Raw genomic sequence first — 18,382 nt, 5'->3', positions numbered from 1 at the left:
TTCCAAAGGAGGATATATAATTATATATTAAGTCTGGTAAATATGTCCTTGTTTAAGACTCGAAGAGAGAGAGTGTGATGACATTTATGAACAAAAAAGCAGGTATGAGTATTCGAACCAAGTTAATTCTTACATACCTATTAGTTCTGCTGTTGCCCAGTATCATAATAGGCTGGCGAACCTATCAATCTGCCAGCCATGAAGTGGAAGATCAACTGGTGAGCAATGCTACCGAAAGTGTTGTGGCAGTTAATGAAATCATCAACTCGAATATTCAATCTAAAATAGATGCTGTTTCTTATTTTTCCACTGAATTCACCGCTGAGGGGACCAACAGTGAGGCAACTGGGAAGACGGTTGCTTCTATGAAGGACAGATTAAAGGAATATGCTGTGCTACATCCGGATGTGCTAGACATTTATGTTAGTACAAGCAGAGGAGAATCTATCCATGCTTCGGATGCCAAGCTGCCTGAAGGCTACGATCCCAGACAGGAAAGTGCCTATATTAATTCTTTGAAACACGGGAAAGGTGCCGTGATTTCTCCTGCCTTTCAAACCGTAAATCAGGAAACGGCGATTGCGATATCAACGGTCTTGGAGAGCGGAGACGGGGTAGTAACCTTGAATCTCAACTTATCCGCATTAGGAGATTTGACCTCGACGAAGGTTGGCAAGGAAGGATATATTATTATCCTTGATAACAGCAAGAAATATCTTGTACATCCAACAGAGGCTATTGGACAGGAATCATCCGATGATTTTGTAAAGAGAATGTTCGAGGACGAACAAGGTTCTTTTGATTATGTCTACAAGGATACGCACAATAAGATGACGTTTATGGTGAACGAGCTCACGGGCTGGAGAGTCGGAGGTACGATAAGCATAGATGAAGTGACTTCGGCAACGAGCGATATCCGTAATACAGCAATGCTTGTTATCGTAGTTTCCGTGCTGTTCGCATTGATCGTGATCTATTTTAATATTCAATCTATTTTGCGGCCGCTTCTCCGGCTTCGGAAAGCAACTGCAGTGTTAACGAAAGGTGATTTGTCCGAGAATATTGGGGCTTTCCGCAGAGATGAAATTGGTATGCTTGCTGAGAACTTTCAATTAATGGTGCTCAGCTTGCGGGAGATGATCGTTGGCGTACAGGAGATGACGGGCAATGTCTCCTCTTCAGCCGAAGAGTTAACCGCCAGTGCTGAGCAGAATGCCCAAACGATCGAGCAGATGACGATAGCGATTCAAGAGGTAGCGGCAGGGACAGAACGGCAGGTTATCGGTGTGCGAAAAGGAATGGAAAGTACAGCGGCGACGACAAGCGAGGTGGATCATATTTCTGTATATATGGAGCAGGTGTCTGAGATGATGGACAAAACTTCGCTTTCTGCTTCAGAAGGAAATGATTCGGTCATCGGCGTGGTGGATAAGATCAATGGTATCCATGAAACGGTGGGAGAGCTTGGCAGTGTAATCGACAAGCTGAACGAAAGAACGGGTCAAATTGAAGGCATTGTCGGCGTCATCACAGGGATTGCCCGTCAGACTAATTTGTTAGCTCTAAATGCTTCTATTGAGGCGGCCAGAGCTGGAGAACATGGCCGTGGATTCGCCGTTGTTGCCGCTGAAGTGCGTAAGCTGGCAGAGGAATCAGAGAGATCAGCGCATCTGATTGCAGAGCAGATCACCGCCATTAATAGTGAGATGACGCTGGTGACCCATACGATGGAAGATACAAAGCAGCGTGTAACAGAAGGGATAGAGGCTGTGGATACTTCCGGACGTTCCTTCTCCCGTATCCGAAGAGCGGTCAAGAGTGCCGCAGAGAAGATTGAGGCAATGGGCGGGGCTGTACAGACCTTAATGGTGGAATCCGATCATATGGAGAAGGCTATTGGAGAGATTCGCGGAATCACCGAAGAAGCGGCTGTAAGTACAGAGACCATCGCAACGGCAGCGCAAGAGCAGCTCGCATCTGTTGAAGAAATGGCATCTTCTTCTACCGACCTTAGCCGTCTTGCGGAGGAACTGCAAAAGCTTGTGAGTAGCTTTAAAATACACTCTTCCTAGCATTAATATATATTTCAGATAGGAGAACGATGCTTTTATCTTCCCTTTTGCAGCCCTTTGCAAGTATACTGATAAACAATAATGTTGGGTTAGGCAACGGAGAGAGGAGAGATAATAGTACATGGCAGAGCAATTGAAAGGGTTCACGGTCGCCTTGGCGGGTCCGCGTAAATCGGAAGAAATGGCCAAGCTGGTCCAAAATATGGGGGGGACGGCGTTATGCCGACCTGCCCAAGGTACTGTATTTCTTGATGATGAGGCATTGGAGGATGGATTGAATTCATGGATCAGCCATCCTCCTTACTTGGTGATCCTTACCACAGGCATGGGACTGGATGCTCTCTTCGAAACGGCTGAACGCCTGAATACCGCTGATCGTTTCTTAGAAGTACTTTCTGGTTCTATTATTGCCGCACGGGGTTATAAGACAGTGAATGCTTTGAAGAAAAGAGGGCTTACGCCAGAGGTTCGCGACGACGACGGAAGTACGATCGGACTGATTCGTGGCCTTCAATCCCTGGATTTGCAGGGCAAGGAAGTTGTTCTGCAGCTGCACGGTGATCCAGCTCCTCGTATGCTCACATGGCTGCAGGAGGCAGGGGCGAATACACGCCAAGTGCTGCCGTATCGTCATACTCCACCAGAACCGGGTGAGCTTGAAAGACTGCTCATAGAAATTACAGAAGGCAAGATTGATGCCGTGGCTTTTACAAGTGCGCCACAATTTCGTTTCCTCTCTCAATTTGCTCGGGAACAGGGCAAGCTGGAGGAGATGCTGAGGTCTTTCGAGGATAAAGTGCTTGCTGTTTCTGTAGGGCGTATTACCTCTGAGGCTCTAAAAGAAGAGGGCCTACAACGTATCATCATGCCTGAGCATGAACGGATGGGAAGCATGATTGTAGAGTTGGGCAAATATGTGGCGGCGAATCGCTAGACCACAGTGTGCGGAAGCTTTACAAGATTTACGTTACTATTCAGAAGCATTCCCGCCGGATTCAATGGGTGGGGATGCTTTTTTACCCGGAAAGGATGCCTTAAGAGTAGTAAACCTGCCATCTGCATGGACATTCGCAGCAGTTTTCCTTAGAATATAGGCAACATGTGATGAATAATAACAATGAATAAGGAGGAGGATCCCCATGGACAAAAGAAAATGTCTGTTACTTGGTGATTATACCCATCCCCGTTTCCATCCACTTCAAGGAGTGGACCAACAAATTAGCGAGATCTTAAATGATTTATTAACCGTTCAGTGTTCAGAAAATAAAAAAATGATGCGCATTGAGCATTTAGGAAGTTATGACTTATGCATTGCCTACAACGAATTATGGAATGAAACTGTATCTCCTCAGCAAACCGCTGGCCTACTCAGCTATGTGAGCGGTGGTGGAGGACTGATTGTTCTTCATACAGGTGCTTCATTGACGAAGCGTAACGAACTAGCTCAGCTGATCGGTGGACGCTTTAATGGTCACACCGCTTACGAGCCAATGAATTTTAAGGTGCTAGAGCATGACATTACTGAGGGCGTTGAAGACTTCCAGCTGGATGAAGAGCCTTATCATTTCGAATTTGATCCGTTCACAGATCGGACTATTCTTCTTCAGTATGAATCGGAGGGTCAATGGCTTCCAGCTGCATGGTGCCACAGCTATGGTTTAGGACGAGTAGTATTCCTTATGCCTGGGCATCATGAGCCATCCTTCCGCCATCCAGCACTACGTAAACTGATCTTGCAGGCAGCTACTTGGGCTGCACGTATTCCGGTAAGTAACTAAGGGATATTGCGTTTTTTTGAAATACGCACACAGTGAGGTATACTTTAATCATCAACTCCGTTTGTAACGAAACGGAATCTTTGGGAGGAAGTACTATGAGTGATTTGTTTAAAAAAGCGATCTCTTTAGGAGTGGGCCTCACCATTGTCAGTAAGGAAAAAGTAGAAAAGGTTGTTGAGGAACTAGTGAAGCGTGGGGAGCTTGCTCCTTCGGAGTCTAAGGCCCTAGTTGACCGTCTGATTGAACGCGGTGAGGAAGAGCGAGGTATGCTCAAGTCTGTTGTACAAGAACAAGTACAACGCGTGTTGAAGGAAATGAAGGTTCCTGTACAAAGTGAAATTGACGAGTTGGAAGGCCGAATTGCTGTGCTGGAGCGTCGATTGGCCGAGCTGGAGGGCATTTCCCATCTAGAAGGAACATCGGCGGAAACGCGTACGGACTAAATGGCAGTACGTATCAGACATGCCGGACGATACCGGTCCATTGCCATGGCGCTTATGCACCATGGTTTTGGCTATATGGTGGAGGAGCTGGGGCTCTATCATTTATTATCCCTTCCACGCCGTCTTGTAACGCAAGAAGCTCATACAAGCCTTACGCTCGGGGAGCGGATTCGGCTCGTATTGGAGGATTTGGGCCCAACCTTTATAAAGCTTGGACAACTCGCCAGTACACGTTCGGATCTGCTGCCTGATTCTATTATTCAAGAATTGGTAAAACTACAGGATAATGTGCCCCCGTTCCCTGTGGAGCGCGTGCGCACGATTGTGGAGCATGAACTCGATCAACGGATGGATGAAATCTTTAATTCCTTTGAGGATACTCCTCTTGCGGCTGCGTCGATCGGTCAAGTGCATAGAGCTGTTCTTCACAGCGGGCAGGTCGTGGCTGTTAAAGTTCAGCGCCCTGGCATACTGCGAACGATGAGTAGGGATTTGGAAATTCTCAAAGATCTGAGCGCCCTTGCTGAGAAGCAGCTAGGCTGGGCGAGGCAATATCAGTTGTCCCGTATGGTAGAGGAATTCTCGAAATCTCTGCTTGGCGAGCTGGATTACGGCCAAGAAGGACGCAATGCAGAGAAAATTGCTCAACAGATGGATTATGACGGAGTATACATCCCGGATATTTATTGGGACTATACGTCAGCACGAGTGCTGACGATGGAATATGTGGTAGGGATTACGCTAAGTCGTCGCGATGAACTACTGAATAGCGGCGTTAAGCTTAAGGTTATTGCTCAACAGCTCGTGGAAATGATGCTAAGACAAATTTTCATTCATGGCTTTTTTCATGCAGATCCGCATCCAGGGAATGTTATGAGAATGGCTGATGGGAAGCTGGCTTTGATTGATTTTGGCATGATGGGGCGGCTGAACGAAGAGATGAAAGAGCAGCTGTCTGCGCTTGTCATCGCACTAATGCGCAAGAATACGGATGCGATGGTCCGGGCAATTTTGCGTCTCGGCGTCATCCCTGAGGATGCTGATCGAACGGCATTGCATAATGATATGGATCGACTTCGCGAAGAGTATTATGATGTTCCGTTTAGTAAGATGAGCATAGGTAAAGCGCTAAATGATCTGTTTGGCATTGCTCGCAAGCATCGATTAGTCCTTCCCCCGGATCTAACGATGCTTGGTAAGACGATGCTGACGCTTGAGGGTGTCATTAGCAACTTGGATCCAACGATTAGCATTTTAGAGATGGCAGAGCCTTTTGGACGGGAACTTGTGAAGCAGCGATTTAGTGGTCCCCGATTGCAGCGCAAGTTCCTTGGCGGCGTAGCCGATTTAACGGAGAGTCTTCTAGAGCTTCCTGGGCAGGCAAGGCAGTTATCCGCGCTAATTAGTAAGGGAAAGCTAAAGGTAGAGATTGCGGCACCTGAGCTGGAGCATTTGGAGCGAAAGCTGGACCGGGTTGGGAACCGCTTAGCGTTTAGTATTGTGATGCTTGCGTTCAGTATTATCATGGTTGGACTCATTATTGGAACTGCGATGCGCGGTCAGCCTTCAGTGTTATGGAATTTCCCTACAGTGGAGATTGGCGGCGTAGTAGCGCTTCTGATGTTCTTATGGTTGATCTTTGCGATTTTTAAATCGGGAAGGTTCTAACCTACAACTACAGGATAGAATAATTATTATTCTGCAGTTTCACACAAATGCCGTTCTATCAAGTACAATATAAAAGATAACTTTCTAAGCTTAACTTTACTTCTATTGTATAAAGTGGAATGGAACGCAAATGGAGTGCCGTCTAAACGTCCGGTGGATCGCTGCTGCCCAGAAACCGAACTTTGACCGCACTCTTTTAACGGGTCAAGGGATACATGGGACGGAAGAATGCCGGTGACGGGGTTCTTCCGCTTTTGTTTGAATATAGCTGAATCGGAAGCATACGCCCCCAAAAGGACAGTCAGGTAGGGGCTGCCTGAATAGGGCTTTGGAAGACGGAAGTTAAGTAAGAGATGTAATCAAATTTAACTGAGAAAATAGTGAGGTGGAGAATTTGCCGGGATTTAAAGAATTAGGTGTTTCAGAATTACTGTGTACATTGCTTCAAGGTCAAGGCATCGTTAAGCCTACACCAGTGCAACAGGAAGCAATACCGCCATTGGTGCAGGGTCTGGATGTAATTGCAAGAGCGAAGACTGGTACAGGGAAGACATTAGCTTTCTTGCTGCCAATTATGGACAAGATCCACACGGAGCGAGCTTATCCGCAGGCGCTAATTATGGCCCCAACACGTGAGTTGGCTTTGCAGATTACAGAAGAGGCACGTAAGCTGGCGCGTCATACGGATATTAAAATCTTGGCCGTTTATGGTGGTCAGGATGTTGAGAAGCAGCTGCGTAAGCTCGAAGGTGGCAGACATCTTATTATCGGTACACCGGGCAGACTGCTAGATCATATGCGCCGGGAGACGCTCGATCTTAGTGGCGTTAAGATGCTCGTTCTGGACGAAGCGGATCAAATGCTGCATATGGGATTCTTGGAGGATGTAGAGACCATTATTACGGCTGTTCCTTATCGCCGTCAAACGATGTTGTTCTCTGCGACGATGCCAGATCCGATTAAACGTCTCGCAGCTAATTACATGAAAGAGCCTCTGGATATCATTATTAAGAGTGGTTCTCCGATTCCGCTGGATAATATCAAACAGCAAGTCGTGGAAGTCTCGGATCGTAATAAAGAAGAGGCACTCAAAACATTGATTGAACGGGATCGTCCTTACTTGGCTATTATTTTCTGCCGGACCAAACGTCGGGTGTCCAAGCTGAACGAAGCACTCCAAGCAGCAGGTTATGATTGTGATGAGCTGCACGGTGATTTGTCTCAAGGTAAACGCGAAGGTGTAATGAAGAGATTCCGTGATGCGAAGCTGCAGCTTCTTGTAGCCACAGATGTAGCGGCTCGGGGGCTGGATGTCGAAGGTATCACTCATATCTTTAACTACGATATGCCACTTGATGTGGACAGCTATATTCACCGGATTGGCCGGACAGGCCGTGCCGGAGGCAAAGGGCTTGCGATTACGTTCACTTCTCCGCGTGAGCAAGATGGACTAGACTTGATCGAGCACGGCATTTCGCAGCGCCTGGATCGTCGCCGTTACGACAAGGATGAATTCGGCGTTGGCGAATTCGTCGCAGTACAAGGCGGCGGACGCCACGGCGGTCGCCAAAGCGGCGGCGCTGAGGCAGCACGCACGGGCCGCGGACCAAAGACCGGCGGCTCTGGCCGCGGCGGTGCTCCGCGCGGCGAAGGCGGAGCGCGGCAGGGTGGCCGCGGCCGCGGTAAGGAAGCAGGCGGCTGGGGTGCGCCTGCAGAAGGTCGCCGCGGCGGTCGTTCCGATGCGGCGGCTGGCAAGCGCGGTGGCAGCGGCTTTGATGCTGCCGCACCTAAGGGCGGCGGCAAGGCTGCCGGCGTAGTACGAGTAGGCGGCGGCTATGGCGCCTTCGCCTCCAGAGGCGATGCGCCAGCTAGCGGCAACGCAGCAGCGCCTAGCAGTGCCGGTTCGCGCGGTGCGAACCGGAAGGGCGGCCCAAGCACTGGCTACAGCGAGAACGTAGCCAGAGGTGCAGACGGCGGCGCTTACGTTGGCGGCACACCACGAGGCGGCTTAGGCAGCGGCTACGGTACGGGCCCGTCTAGAGGCGGCGGCAAAGGTGGTAAAGGTAGCAAAGGCGGCTATAGCGGTGCCAAGGGTGGCGCTGGTAAAGGCGGCCGCAACAGCGGAAATACGGGTTCCTCACGGGGTGGACGCGGCAGCTCCGGCGGCTTTAAAAGCGGCGGCAGAGGCACATCCAGATAATGTGAGTGGAATTTCATAACTAAAACTTGTTACCATAGGGAAGTTAGCGGACAAGCTAACTCCCTATGGTAACTTTATTTTGTAGGCACAATTATCCGAACGATATTTGTCTAAAAAAGGATCTTAGTGTAACATTTTTGAAGGAAAGCTTGTCTAATAGATAAATAGAGTGTTTCGACTTCGAGGAGGAAGATCTTGCAGATGTCTAAAAAATTAAAAATAATAATCTTGTTAATTGTCGTTATTGCTGTTGGGTGGGGGATTGGGAAGTATACGACGCCTTCTCCTTCTGCTTCAGATAGTAGCGGTTCCAATATAAATGTGCAGGATGATCTTCAAGCTAAGCCTGGTGAAGATGGTAATAGCACCGAAGAGGGCATAACAGACCCAGTGGTAGCTAATCCATCTAATACAACGGATCCCTCTGATCCGTCCGAACCGGATAGTAACGGAAAGGGAAATAGCACTGATGATTCTTTTAAAGAGCCTGACAGCATAGCTGTGATGGTGAATAAGGAGTATGGACTGCCGGAGAACTATAAGCCAACGGATCTAGTCTACCCGGAAGTACGGTTTACATTTAAAGAGAAAATCGAGAAGCGTATGATGCGTAAGGAAGCTGCCGAAGCATTAGAGAAACTGTTCGCAGGCGCAGAGGAAGACGGGATTTACTTGGCTGGCGTTTCGGCCTACCGTTCTAAGGAAACCCAAACAAGGCTGTTCAATCGTTATGTTGAGAAAGACGGAGAAGAACTGGCTCGTACTTACAGTGCCGTGCCTGGCTATAGCGAGCATCAGACAGGGCTTGCTATCGATGTCTCAGGAAGTGACGGAAAATGTGCTGCGGAGAGCTGTTTTGGTGGAACGAAGGAAGCGGAGTGGCTAGCGCAGCATGCAACCGAATATGGTTATATCATCCGCTTTCCAGAAGGAAAGCAGGACATTACAGGATATAAGTATGAGCCTTGGCATATCCGTTATGTGGGCAAGGATATAGCTACTTATATTGCGGATAAAGGGATTACGCTGGAAGAATATTATGATGTCGTACCCGTATCCAAATAACAAAGTGATAGAGAGCAGTCCTAAGAAATACATAGGGCTGCTTTTTCTATAAGAAATTATAAGTTTCACACTATACTGTATCCTCATATTTCTCGCATAAACGCTTACCGTCCTTTAGGGACGCCGAAGGCGTGTTTGCTTGTTCTTAGTGTTTACAGAAAGTGTCGATAAGTTGCAATCTGTTACAATTCGGGTAAGATACGTAGTGTAGTCTAAGTACATGGAAGGAAGGGGAATTAGGATGTCGATCTACAATTTTTCCGGCGTTACGCCTTCGGGTAAAGAAGTGTCATTTACAGAGTATGAAGGTAAGGTAGTGCTGATTGCCAATACGGCTAGTAAATGCGGACTTACACCGCAGTATGGGGATCTCCAGAAGCTATACGAGCAGTATAGGGATCAGGGACTTGTAGTATTAGGATTCCCCTGCAACCAATTTGCGGGTCAGGAGCCGGGTACAAGTGAAGAGGCAGAAGAATTCTGTCAGATTAATTATGGCGTTACATTTCCTGTGTTTGCCAAAGTGGATGTGAATGGACCGGATGCCAGCCCTCTTTTCAATTATTTAAAAGAGCATCAGCCGGGTACTGGTGACAGCAGTGATATCAGCTGGAATTTCACGAAGTTTCTTATTGATCGTGGCGGTAATGTAGTAGCTCGTGTTGAGCCAAAGGAATCGCCAGAAACGATGTCAGAACAGATTGAGTCCTTACTGTAGACCATTTAGGGTCTGATAAATTGTTATTTTACAAGTATCCTTTCGAGCTCGGTCTTTTGACCGAGCTTCGACGGGATTTTCTTTTTTACATAGGAATATGAAATAGCTACTTGGAAATTTGTTGTGATAAATTATACTTGACGCTTTACAGAGACCATGTATTCTTTGAAGAGAATGTAATGCCCATGCAAAATATGCATAAAGCGTGGAATACAGCAGGATAATAACGGCAGGAGGGTTCAATACAAGCATGAAGTTAATTACAGAGGTAGCAGCACAAGCGGGAATTGGCGAAGAGCATCTGGAACTATACGGCAAATATAAAAGTAAACTTTCACCGTCCTTATGGGAAGACATGAAGAACAAACCAGATGGCAAGCTGGTATTGGTCACTGCGGTGAATCCAACCCCTGCTGGCGAAGGGAAGACCTTAACAACCATTGGGCTGGCACAGGCATTGAACGCAGCAGGAGTAAAGACCGTGGCTGCCTTGCGCGAACCATCCCTCGGACCATGCTTAGGCATGAAAGGCGGTGCCACGGGCGGCGGCAAGTCACAGATCATTCCGGCAGATGAGATTAATTTGCACTTTACGGGTGATATTCATGCGGTGACTTCTGCACATAATTTATTGTCTGCGATGATTGACAATCATATCTTCCAAGGTAATGAGCTGGGTCTTGATCCGCAGCGTATCGTTTGGAAACGCGTGATGGATATGAATGATCGCAGTCTGCGGAATATTGTGACAGGGCTCGGAGATGGAAATGGAGCCGTGCGGGAAAGTGGATTTCAGATTACAACAGCTTCTGAGATTATGGCTGTATTATGCCTATGCGATAATCTGAGTGATCTCAAAAAGCGTCTGAACCGTATTTTGATTGGGTATGATCAAGAGGGACAGCCTGTAACGGCCGAGCAAATAGGGGCAGTTGAAGCGATGACAGCGCTGCTGAAGGAAGCAGTTAAGCCTAATCTGGTGCAGACCTTGGAGGGCACTCCTGTTATTGTACACGGTGGTCCATTTGCGAATATCGCCCATGGCTGCAGTAGTGTTATCGGTACTCGTTATGCACTCAAGCTGGGAGATGTTGTTGTTACGGAAGCAGGCTTCGGAGCGGATCTTGGTGCAGAGAAATTCATGGATATCAAATGCCGGCAAGCGGGTCTAACCCCTTCAGCGGCAGTGCTTGTAGTGACGGTGAAATCCTTGAAATATAACGGTGGTGTACCTAAGAATGAGCTCCAAACGGAGAACCGGACGGCGCTGCGCTCTGGATTGTCTAATTTGGAGCGTCATGTAGAGAATCTCGGCAAATTTGGGGTGCCTGTTCTTGTTGCCATTAATCATTTTGAAGGCGATAGCCCAGAAGAGATTAATGACGTTGTGGAGGCTTGTCGCCGATTGAACGTTCCTGCGGCAATATCCAAGGTATGGGCAGAAGGTAGTGCGGGCGGACAAGAGTTGGCTTCGGAATTAAAGAAACTTCTGGATCATAGCGACACTGAACGTTTTGCTCCTTTGTATGAGAATGAACTCGACATCTCTTCCAAAATCACCAAGATTGTTCGCGGAATTTACCGTGGTGCGGAGGTTAACTTTTCCCCTGCGGCCAAACGCAGCCTAGCGGTGATTGAGCGTCTTGGGTTAAATGATCTTCAAGTATGTATGGCGAAGACCCCTTATTCCTTCTCAGATCAGCCTAGATTGCTTGGCGCTCCAGAAGGTTTCACGGTAGGTATCCGTGATATTACCCTTTCGCTCGGTGCAGGGTTTGCTGTAGTGATTACGGGCAATATCGTTACGATGCCAGGTCTACCGGCTAAGCCAGCTGCTGAGGCACTATGGATGGATGAGGATGGCGTGATTCACGGTTTGGTGTAGATACAGTTTATGATCAGGCTTTTCCCTGTTGGTGTAGGGGAAAGCCTTTTTTTGCGCGTTATAAGAAAGTATATCCTGAGGGGGCAGAACATAATGTCCTACGCCCATGGCAAAGCTAACGAGGTCGCAATCGGCAGCAGTGACGGAAAATGCTTGAAATTGTGAACAATCTGAGAATATAGGCGAAAAGACTTGTAATGTGATAAATATCACAATATAATCAGTTTATAAAGTGAAATAAATCACAATTAACTCATCGGTGATCAGATATCTAATTTGGTCAGTCAAGCAATTCGAATATATAACCAGGTTGTCCATTTGAAGGAGGAAGAAAATAATGAAAGTAGCTGTCATTGGATGTACCCATGCCGGAACTGCCGCAATTGTAAATACTGCCAAGCTTCACCCGGAAGCCGAGATTACGGTGTATGAGCGTAATGATAATATTTCTTTCTTATCTTGTGGAATTGCTTTATACGTAGGTGGAGTGGTCAAGGACCCACACGGGCTGTTCTATTCTTCCCCTGAGAAGCTTGCTGAGCTTGGTGTAAAAACCAACATGCGTCATGAAGTGACCGTTGTGGATACGAAGTCCAAAACATTGCGTGTTCGCAATTTGGTAACCGGACAGGAGTTTGACGATACCTACGATAAGCTGATTATGACTACGGGATCATGGCCGATTGTACCAAAGCTCGAAGGGATTGAGCTGGAAGGCGTCTTGCTTTGCAAGAACTATGATCATTCCAATACCATTATAGAAAAAGCTAAACAAGCGAATAAAATCACAGTCGTAGGCGCTGGATATATCGGCGTTGAGTTGGTGGAAGCCTTCCAAATGAACGGAAAGCAAGTTACGCTGATTGATGGCGAAGATCGTATTTTGAATAAATATTTGGACCCAGAGTTTACTGCGCCGATCGAACAATCCTTTAAGGATCATGGTATTAAATTAGCGCTGAATGAGAAGGTAAGTTCTTTTGCTGGTGAAGGTGGCAAAGTTACCAAGGTTATCACAAGCGAAGGGGAGCATGAAGCGGATCTTGTAATTCTCTGCATCGGCTTCCGTCCGAATACTGAGCTGTTAAAAGGTCAAGTGGATATGCTGCCAAATGGCGCAATTCTGGTCAATGATTATATGCAGACTAGTTGCCCAGATGTGTATGCCGCTGGTGACAGCTGCGCGATTCATTACAACCCTACAGGTAAGCACGCTTATATTCCACTGGCAACCAATGCCGTACGGATGGGCACTTTGGTCGCACGTAACTTAGTGAAAGAGACGATTCCTTATATGGGTACTCAAGGGACTTCGGGCATTAAGATTTATGAAGATAATATCGCTGCTACCGGTCTTACTGAAGAAGGGGCTAAGGCTGAAGGAATGGACGTAGAAACTACCATGATTATTGACAACTACCGTCCAGAATTTATGCCAACCTTCGAGCAGGTGCAATTAAAAGTGGTATTTGATCGCGCCACACGCCGCGTTCTCGGAGCGCAAATCTTGTCCAAGACGGATTTGACGCAATCGATCAATACAGTATCTGTATGTATTCAAAATAAAATGACAATCGATCAGCTTGCCTTTATCGATTTCTTCTTCCAACCTCATTACAACAAGCCTTGGAACTTCCTGAATACAGTAGGCCTCGAATCGCTACCGGCATCAGTACCAAGCAAAGAGGCAGTAACCGTATAATTTAATTGCCTATGAACAATAAAGTTGGGTAAACCGGAGCCATATATGGCTCCGGTTTTTTTGTGATTGAAGCTGGTACTATTTACCTTTAAAATAATATGGAGCCTGTTCTTACAAATGTAATTATGGATGCGCTTTGTTAAATTTGACATGTCAGTGAAAAGTTTCACTTAGTTTTTCATTAAGTGATAATTATCACGTTAATGTGTTTTATGACACGCTACAATGGTCGTAAAGGAACAAATTTTAAGTAAATAGATGAAGGGGATAGGAATCATGGCTTATAATAAACCGCAGCAGATTGCCGCAGTCACGGTCGAGAACGGCATAAAAAAGGCGCACAATCCTTTAAGCACCGTACTAATTCTGGGCTTTCTGGGAGGAGCGTTTATCGCGCTCGGATTTTTACTGGATATTCGCGTCATTGCTGGCGCACCACATGAATGGGGATCCATCGCTAACTTTATTGGGGCAGCTGTCTTCCCTGTTGGATTGATTCTAGTACTGCTTGCAGGGGGAGAACTGCTGACGGGCAATATGATGGCTGTGCCACTTGCTTTTATGGCGAAGAAGATATCCTTCTGGGAAGTGGTTAAGAATCTCGTATTGATTACCCTGAGTAATCTAGCGGGAGCTTTGTTTGTAGCTTACTTTTTCGGTCATGTGGTTGGTTTAACCTCTGACGGTGTGTATTTGGAAAAATTAGTGGAGATGGCAGGACATAAGCTTGAGGCAGACTTCTTGCCGGCATTTGTTTCCGGTATCGGTTGTAACTGGCTCGTAGCTTTGGCGGTATGGCTCTCCTATGGAGCAGATAACTTCAGTGGCAAAATCCTCGGCATCTGGTTCCCAACAATGGCTTTTGTAGCTATCGGCTTCCAGCACGTTGTAGCCAACATGTTCTTAATTCCGGCAGCTATTTTTGAAGGTTATTTTTCATGGGGAGAGTACTTCAACAATTTTGTTCCGGTATGGCTAGGAAACTTGACGGGCGGTGCGATCTTTGTTGCGGCAGCTTATTGGATGGCTTACCTGCGCAAAGAGCCTGCATCTATTCAGTCCGTGGACAGCATGTCCGGCAGCGGTGTAAAAAAACACGCCTAAACCTATCTTATAGAGCACTCCTTAGAATAGTCGAGGGGTGCTTTTTGCTGTATAGACAAATAAAATCCGCCGTGATGTATCCGAGCTCGGGGGAACGAATTCGGATGCACAGCGAATTTTAAAAGGGGGAGTGTTTCTAGGCTCTATTACCCCGACTTTGTAATAACGAAACACTTCATTATTGTTTAGTCTACTTTACGGAAGACAGCGGCAACTATAAAATATAAATAGATAGTAGAAATCGGGAGGACTGCGGACGTGAAAGGTGCTACTTTTTTCTCAGCTACGGTAGAAGTTAGTCCTAAATAAGAGGTAAAGTATACTGAGACTTTATCACGATAGCACGTCAATGCGTCTGCTTGCCCTGAACCCTGTTTTGGGATAATACTGGATGGAATAATGACACATATATTACAGGGGATGTACACTACTTATGAAGTTTTTACAGAATTATCCTAAAGAAGTTAAGATATTTTTAATTGCTAGTCTTATTAATGCAACGGGTAGTGCACTGATGTGGCCATTGGTTACAATGTATGTTTTTGATGAGCTTGGACGCAGCATGTCGGATGCTGGATTAGTGATTCTTATTCAATCAGTTGGAGGAATTGTGGGTCAACTACTCGGGGGCTCACTCTATCATAAGGTAGGCGTTAACCGGTTGATTGTTGGAGCGCTGGGCATGAATGCACTTGCTCTTTTCACTTTGCCGGCAGCAAGTAACAACTGGACGTTATTTATGGTCGCGATGGGACTGGTAGGGCTCTTTAATTCACTGTCCTTACCTGCGATTCAGGCATTTATCGGCTTTCGTTTTACGAAGCAGCGCGGAGAGCTGTTTAATGTTATTTATGTCGCTAATAATATTGGTGTAGCACTGGGTACGGCATTAAGTGGTTTTTTGGCCGATATTTCTTATATGCTCAGCTTTGTGATGAACGGCGTAACTTCAGCGGTATTTGCGGTATTCTTTTTTGTATATCTCAAGAAAGTCGGAGGAGATTCTTCACAGGAGGTCGCAGAACACCAGAAGGCTGGTCCTGACAAACAATCTACCTGGAAGCTAATGGGGCATACACGAATTTATCTTTATATGGGTATTGCCTCGATGTTCCTACTATTAGGGAATTCTATCTGGAATACAGGGGTATCTCCGTTCATTATTTCTGAGGGCTGGCCTAAGAAGACTTATGGTTTTCTCTGGACGCTTAACGGAATTCTCATTTTTGCGGCTCAGCCGCTCGTAACAGTAATTAAACGCTGGTTCGCATCTACCTCAACGGCGCAAATGACAGTAAGTGCTCTATTTTATTTGGGTGGGTATGCTGTTCTTTTATGGATGCCGACTTATTCAGGTCTAGTGCTTGGGATGGTACTCGCTACGCTTGGGGAAATGCTGATATCTCCGGCCATGCCTTCCTTTATTTCGGATCATGCAGGTCGTAGTGCTCCTTTCTATTTAGGGCTAAGTGGAGGCATGGGGGCAGTCGGTAGGGTGATTGGACCATACTTGATGGGTAGGTTATACGATAGTGGAGGCTTAGCGCCTACCGCATGGTTGGCATGTGCGATGGCACTGCTGTCAGTAGGATTCTTTATCGTTCATGCGTATATCAACCGCCGAGGAAATTCATTGGAGCGGTCAATAGGATAGTTGAGCATAGTGGATTCAAATGATCTACTGTGAATTCTATAGAGGTGCAAGGCAAGGGGTGTACATCTTTATGAAACTTAGCAACAGGGATAGGTTTATAATAAGGTTCTCAGAGATTAAAGACGTGCGGGAGCTGATTCATCTGGATCATATGATCTGGACGGAGAACACTAGCCCGGGGCCATTACTGTGGCGTTCCCAAGAGGATTATCTACTGAATGCTCCCCCGGGTTCGCAGCTAGTAGCGCTAAAGGATGACAAGCTATGCGGATATGTTGGGTTTGGCTGCCCTAGTCGAATGGAGAGTAACAGGCATGTGTGCGAGGTCAATATTGCTGTTCATCCGGATTATCAACGTTTAGGTATTGGCCGGCAGCTCATAGAGGCTATTAAGGAACATGCCGCAGATAACGCCATTCGTAAGCTGCGTCTACGCGTATTATCCTGTAATGAATCAGCGCTTTCTTTTTATCGTAAATGCGGGTTTGTGGAAGAGGGACGTCTGCGGGAGGAGTTTTATCTTGGCGGTCGATATGTGGATGAAATCTTTATGTGCTGCATGCTGACAGGAGGAGAAGGATATGGAGATCATCTCACTTAATGTGGGGCGGCCGGTAACAGTGGATTATAGGGGGAAACCTTTGGAGACTGGGATTTATAAAATGCCTGTAGAAGGATCAGTTCAGCTAAATACCAATGGTTTTATCGGAGATGGTCAGGCGGATCTGAAACATCACGGGGGCCCTGACAAGGCAGTTTGTGCCTACCCCATCGAGCATTATCCCTACTGGGAGCAGCAGCTTGGGAAGAAACTGGAATACTCTGCCTTCGGAGAAAATATAACAACTGCCGGCTTATTAGAGACAGATGTGTGCATTGGCGATGTGTACGAAATAGGTACCACTGTGCTGCAGGTCAGCCAGCCACGTTATCCTTGCTTCAAAATCTCACAAAAGCATGGCCCGGCAGATCTCCCGGCTCAAGTGCTGGACACTAGATATAGCGGATTTTACTTGCGTGTGCTTCGTGAAGGAAAGATCTCAACCGGAGATGCGATTGTCAAAAAAGAAAGTGGAGCTGGCGATGCGTCCGTGGCGCATGTACTACATTTAATGCAAGTGGGGCTGCAAGAGGAAGCTGCACTGGCAGCTCTTGCGGAGCTAGGAACTCTCTCCGCCGTAGTGCGGAACAAGTTTCGAAAACAGCTGGGTCTGCCGGAGAGTTAAACACTATCTACAAACCAAAATAAGCCTGGAGGCGTGTGCCTTCCAGGTTTATTTCTATTTATGAGCTTATATGTGTTGCTTGCTTAGCCTAACTTAGCCGAGCAGCTGCCATTCACTACGCAATAAACCGTATACGGCATGGTTGACGTAGCCGTCAGGCAGTTTCTCTGACTGTCTAATCACACCCTCAAGGACAAAACCAAGCCGTTCCGGGATCGCCCGGCTGGAAACATTTCCGGTCGCGCAGCGAATTTCTACACGCTGCAGCTCCATTTCCAGTAGTGCATAGTCTACTAGCACCCGACAGGCACTGGTCATATACCCTTTACCTTCATATCCTTCACCCAGCCAGTAGCCGATCCCAACAGATCGGTTATGCCAGTCAATCTGGTGATACCCAATAACACCGGCGAGCTCACCGCGAACCCATAGTCCAGCGGTAAAAGCACCATTGTCAGTGCTTTGTTTAACCGCATTTTTGATGAAATTTAGAGTGTGGGCCTGTTCCGTAACGGCATCCACCCAAGGGAGCCATTGTCGTAGTCGTTCCCGTGAGTGCTCTACTAACGCGAACATGTGCCGAGCGTGCTCTGGCATTAACGGCTTTAACATCAGCTCTTCATCGATGACATAATTAAACAAGCGGTTGCCTCCTTTTCGGCACAAGGCCTTATGTATGATTATGGATTATTTCTTATGATTATCATGCTACTCTATCGCCCTGACAGAAGTCAAAAGGTCTAAAGACACTAAAAAATGATCCTTGCCTTGTGCCCCCTTTTATTGAACAATCTACGGTTAACGGGTATATTAGTAGGAAACATGTTTATACAAGAAGTAGTGTAACACTACAGAATGAAAGGTTGA

Annotated in this window: 15 protein-coding genes; 14 read left to right on the top strand and 1 reads right to left on the bottom strand. The window is 46.8% G+C overall.

Annotation, left to right across the window (positions count from 1 at the left end; translation table 11 throughout):
* Positions 1-104 precede the first annotated feature (104 nt).
* The 14 genes from PAENI_RS11835 to PAENI_RS11770 all read left to right on the top strand — a co-directional run bounded on the left by PAENI_RS11835 (position 105) and on the right by PAENI_RS11770 (position 17,515).
* A complete protein-coding gene (locus tag PAENI_RS11835; protein ID WP_223178939.1) occupies positions 105-2,072 on the top strand; it encodes a methyl-accepting chemotaxis protein in 1,968 nt (655 codons plus the stop codon).
* Between the two features lie 121 nt (positions 2,073-2,193).
* Entirely contained in the window at positions 2,194-3,006 is an 813-nt protein-coding gene (locus PAENI_RS11830) for a uroporphyrinogen-III synthase (protein WP_149645370.1), read from the top strand.
* Between the two features lie 205 nt (positions 3,007-3,211).
* The gene (locus PAENI_RS11825) at positions 3,212-3,850 is read left to right on the top strand and encodes a ThuA domain-containing protein (RefSeq protein ID WP_042192549.1); all 639 of its coding nucleotides are present in this window, start codon (positions 3,212-3,214) and stop codon (positions 3,848-3,850) included.
* 95 nt (positions 3,851-3,945) lie between these two features.
* Positions 3,946-4,293 carry a phasin family protein gene (locus PAENI_RS11820; RefSeq protein ID WP_149645369.1) on the top strand — a complete coding sequence of 116 codons (348 nt, stop codon included), beginning with the start codon at positions 3,946-3,948 and terminating at the stop codon, positions 4,291-4,293.
* On the top strand, positions 4,294-5,961 hold the full coding sequence (locus PAENI_RS11815) for an ABC1 kinase family protein (RefSeq protein WP_149645368.1): 1,668 nt from the start codon (positions 4,294-4,296) through the stop codon (positions 5,959-5,961). It abuts the gene before it with no gap.
* A 394-nt stretch (positions 5,962-6,355) separates the two neighbouring features.
* The gene (locus PAENI_RS11810) at positions 6,356-8,161 is read left to right on the top strand and encodes a DEAD/DEAH box helicase (RefSeq protein ID WP_076297932.1); all 1,806 of its coding nucleotides are present in this window, start codon (positions 6,356-6,358) and stop codon (positions 8,159-8,161) included.
* 201 nt (positions 8,162-8,362) lie between these two features.
* A complete protein-coding gene (locus PAENI_RS11805) occupies positions 8,363-9,226 on the top strand; it encodes a M15 family metallopeptidase (protein ID WP_149645367.1) in 864 nt (287 codons plus the stop codon).
* 241 nt (positions 9,227-9,467) lie between these two features.
* Positions 9,468-9,944: a glutathione peroxidase gene (locus tag PAENI_RS11800; RefSeq protein WP_149645366.1), complete on the top strand. Its 477-nt coding sequence runs from the start codon at positions 9,468-9,470 to the stop codon at positions 9,942-9,944.
* A gap of 250 nt (positions 9,945-10,194) precedes the next feature.
* Positions 10,195-11,829: a formate--tetrahydrofolate ligase gene (locus tag PAENI_RS11795; RefSeq protein ID WP_149645365.1), complete on the top strand. Its 1,635-nt coding sequence runs from the start codon at positions 10,195-10,197 to the stop codon at positions 11,827-11,829.
* A gap of 337 nt (positions 11,830-12,166) precedes the next feature.
* Complete coding sequence (locus PAENI_RS11790) at positions 12,167-13,531, top strand: FAD-dependent oxidoreductase (RefSeq protein WP_149645364.1); 1,365 nt, start codon at positions 12,167-12,169, stop codon at positions 13,529-13,531.
* 276 nt (positions 13,532-13,807) lie between these two features.
* Positions 13,808-14,635, top strand: a complete 828-nt coding sequence (locus PAENI_RS11785; RefSeq protein ID WP_042192534.1) for a formate/nitrite transporter family protein — start codon at positions 13,808-13,810, stop codon at positions 14,633-14,635.
* Positions 14,636-15,068: 433 nt separating this feature from the next.
* A complete protein-coding gene (locus PAENI_RS11780) occupies positions 15,069-16,289 on the top strand; it encodes an MFS transporter (protein WP_076118992.1) in 1,221 nt (406 codons plus the stop codon).
* A 70-nt stretch (positions 16,290-16,359) separates the two neighbouring features.
* Positions 16,360-16,890, top strand: a complete 531-nt coding sequence (locus PAENI_RS11775; protein WP_149645363.1) for a GNAT family N-acetyltransferase — start codon at positions 16,360-16,362, stop codon at positions 16,888-16,890.
* The gene (locus tag PAENI_RS11770) at positions 16,871-17,515 is read left to right on the top strand and encodes an MOSC domain-containing protein (protein ID WP_076285632.1); all 645 of its coding nucleotides are present in this window, start codon (positions 16,871-16,873) and stop codon (positions 17,513-17,515) included. Before PAENI_RS11775 ends, PAENI_RS11770 begins: the two co-directional genes overlap by 20 nt.
* 93 nt (positions 17,516-17,608) lie before the next feature.
* Here the strand turns inward: PAENI_RS11770 and PAENI_RS11765 are convergent, their stop codons facing one another.
* Positions 17,609-18,157, bottom strand: coding sequence for a GNAT family N-acetyltransferase (locus tag PAENI_RS11765; protein ID WP_076285633.1), 549 nt, complete (start codon positions 18,155-18,157; stop codon positions 17,609-17,611).
* Positions 18,158-18,382: the final 225 nt, after the last annotated feature.

It is taken from the genome of Paenibacillus sp. B2(2019) (assembly GCF_008370385.1).
In the GTDB taxonomy this organism is placed as follows: Bacteria; Bacillota; Bacilli; order Paenibacillales; family Paenibacillaceae; genus Paenibacillus_AQ.
This window is presented reverse-complemented; position numbering and strand designations above follow the sequence as displayed.

Coding starts and splice junctions, on each gene's coding strand:
- PAENI_RS11835 (WP_223178939.1), top strand. CDS start 105: ATGAGTATTCGAACCAAGTTAATTCTTACATACCTATTAGTTCTGCTG.
- PAENI_RS11830 (WP_149645370.1), top strand. CDS start 2,194: ATGGCAGAGCAATTGAAAGGGTTCACGGTCGCCTTGGCGGGTCCGCGT.
- PAENI_RS11825 (WP_042192549.1), top strand. CDS start 3,212: ATGGACAAAAGAAAATGTCTGTTACTTGGTGATTATACCCATCCCCGT.
- PAENI_RS11820 (WP_149645369.1), top strand. CDS start 3,946: ATGAGTGATTTGTTTAAAAAAGCGATCTCTTTAGGAGTGGGCCTCACC.
- PAENI_RS11815 (WP_149645368.1), top strand. CDS start 4,294: ATGGCAGTACGTATCAGACATGCCGGACGATACCGGTCCATTGCCATG.
- PAENI_RS11805 (WP_149645367.1), top strand. CDS start 8,363: ATGTCTAAAAAATTAAAAATAATAATCTTGTTAATTGTCGTTATTGCT.
- PAENI_RS11800 (WP_149645366.1), top strand. CDS start 9,468: ATGTCGATCTACAATTTTTCCGGCGTTACGCCTTCGGGTAAAGAAGTG.
- PAENI_RS11795 (WP_149645365.1), top strand. CDS start 10,195: ATGAAGTTAATTACAGAGGTAGCAGCACAAGCGGGAATTGGCGAAGAG.
- PAENI_RS11790 (WP_149645364.1), top strand. CDS start 12,167: ATGAAAGTAGCTGTCATTGGATGTACCCATGCCGGAACTGCCGCAATT.
- PAENI_RS11785 (WP_042192534.1), top strand. CDS start 13,808: ATGGCTTATAATAAACCGCAGCAGATTGCCGCAGTCACGGTCGAGAAC.
- PAENI_RS11780 (WP_076118992.1), top strand. CDS start 15,069: ATGAAGTTTTTACAGAATTATCCTAAAGAAGTTAAGATATTTTTAATT.
- PAENI_RS11775 (WP_149645363.1), top strand. CDS start 16,360: ATGAAACTTAGCAACAGGGATAGGTTTATAATAAGGTTCTCAGAGATT.
- PAENI_RS11770 (WP_076285632.1), top strand. CDS start 16,871: ATGGAGATCATCTCACTTAATGTGGGGCGGCCGGTAACAGTGGATTAT.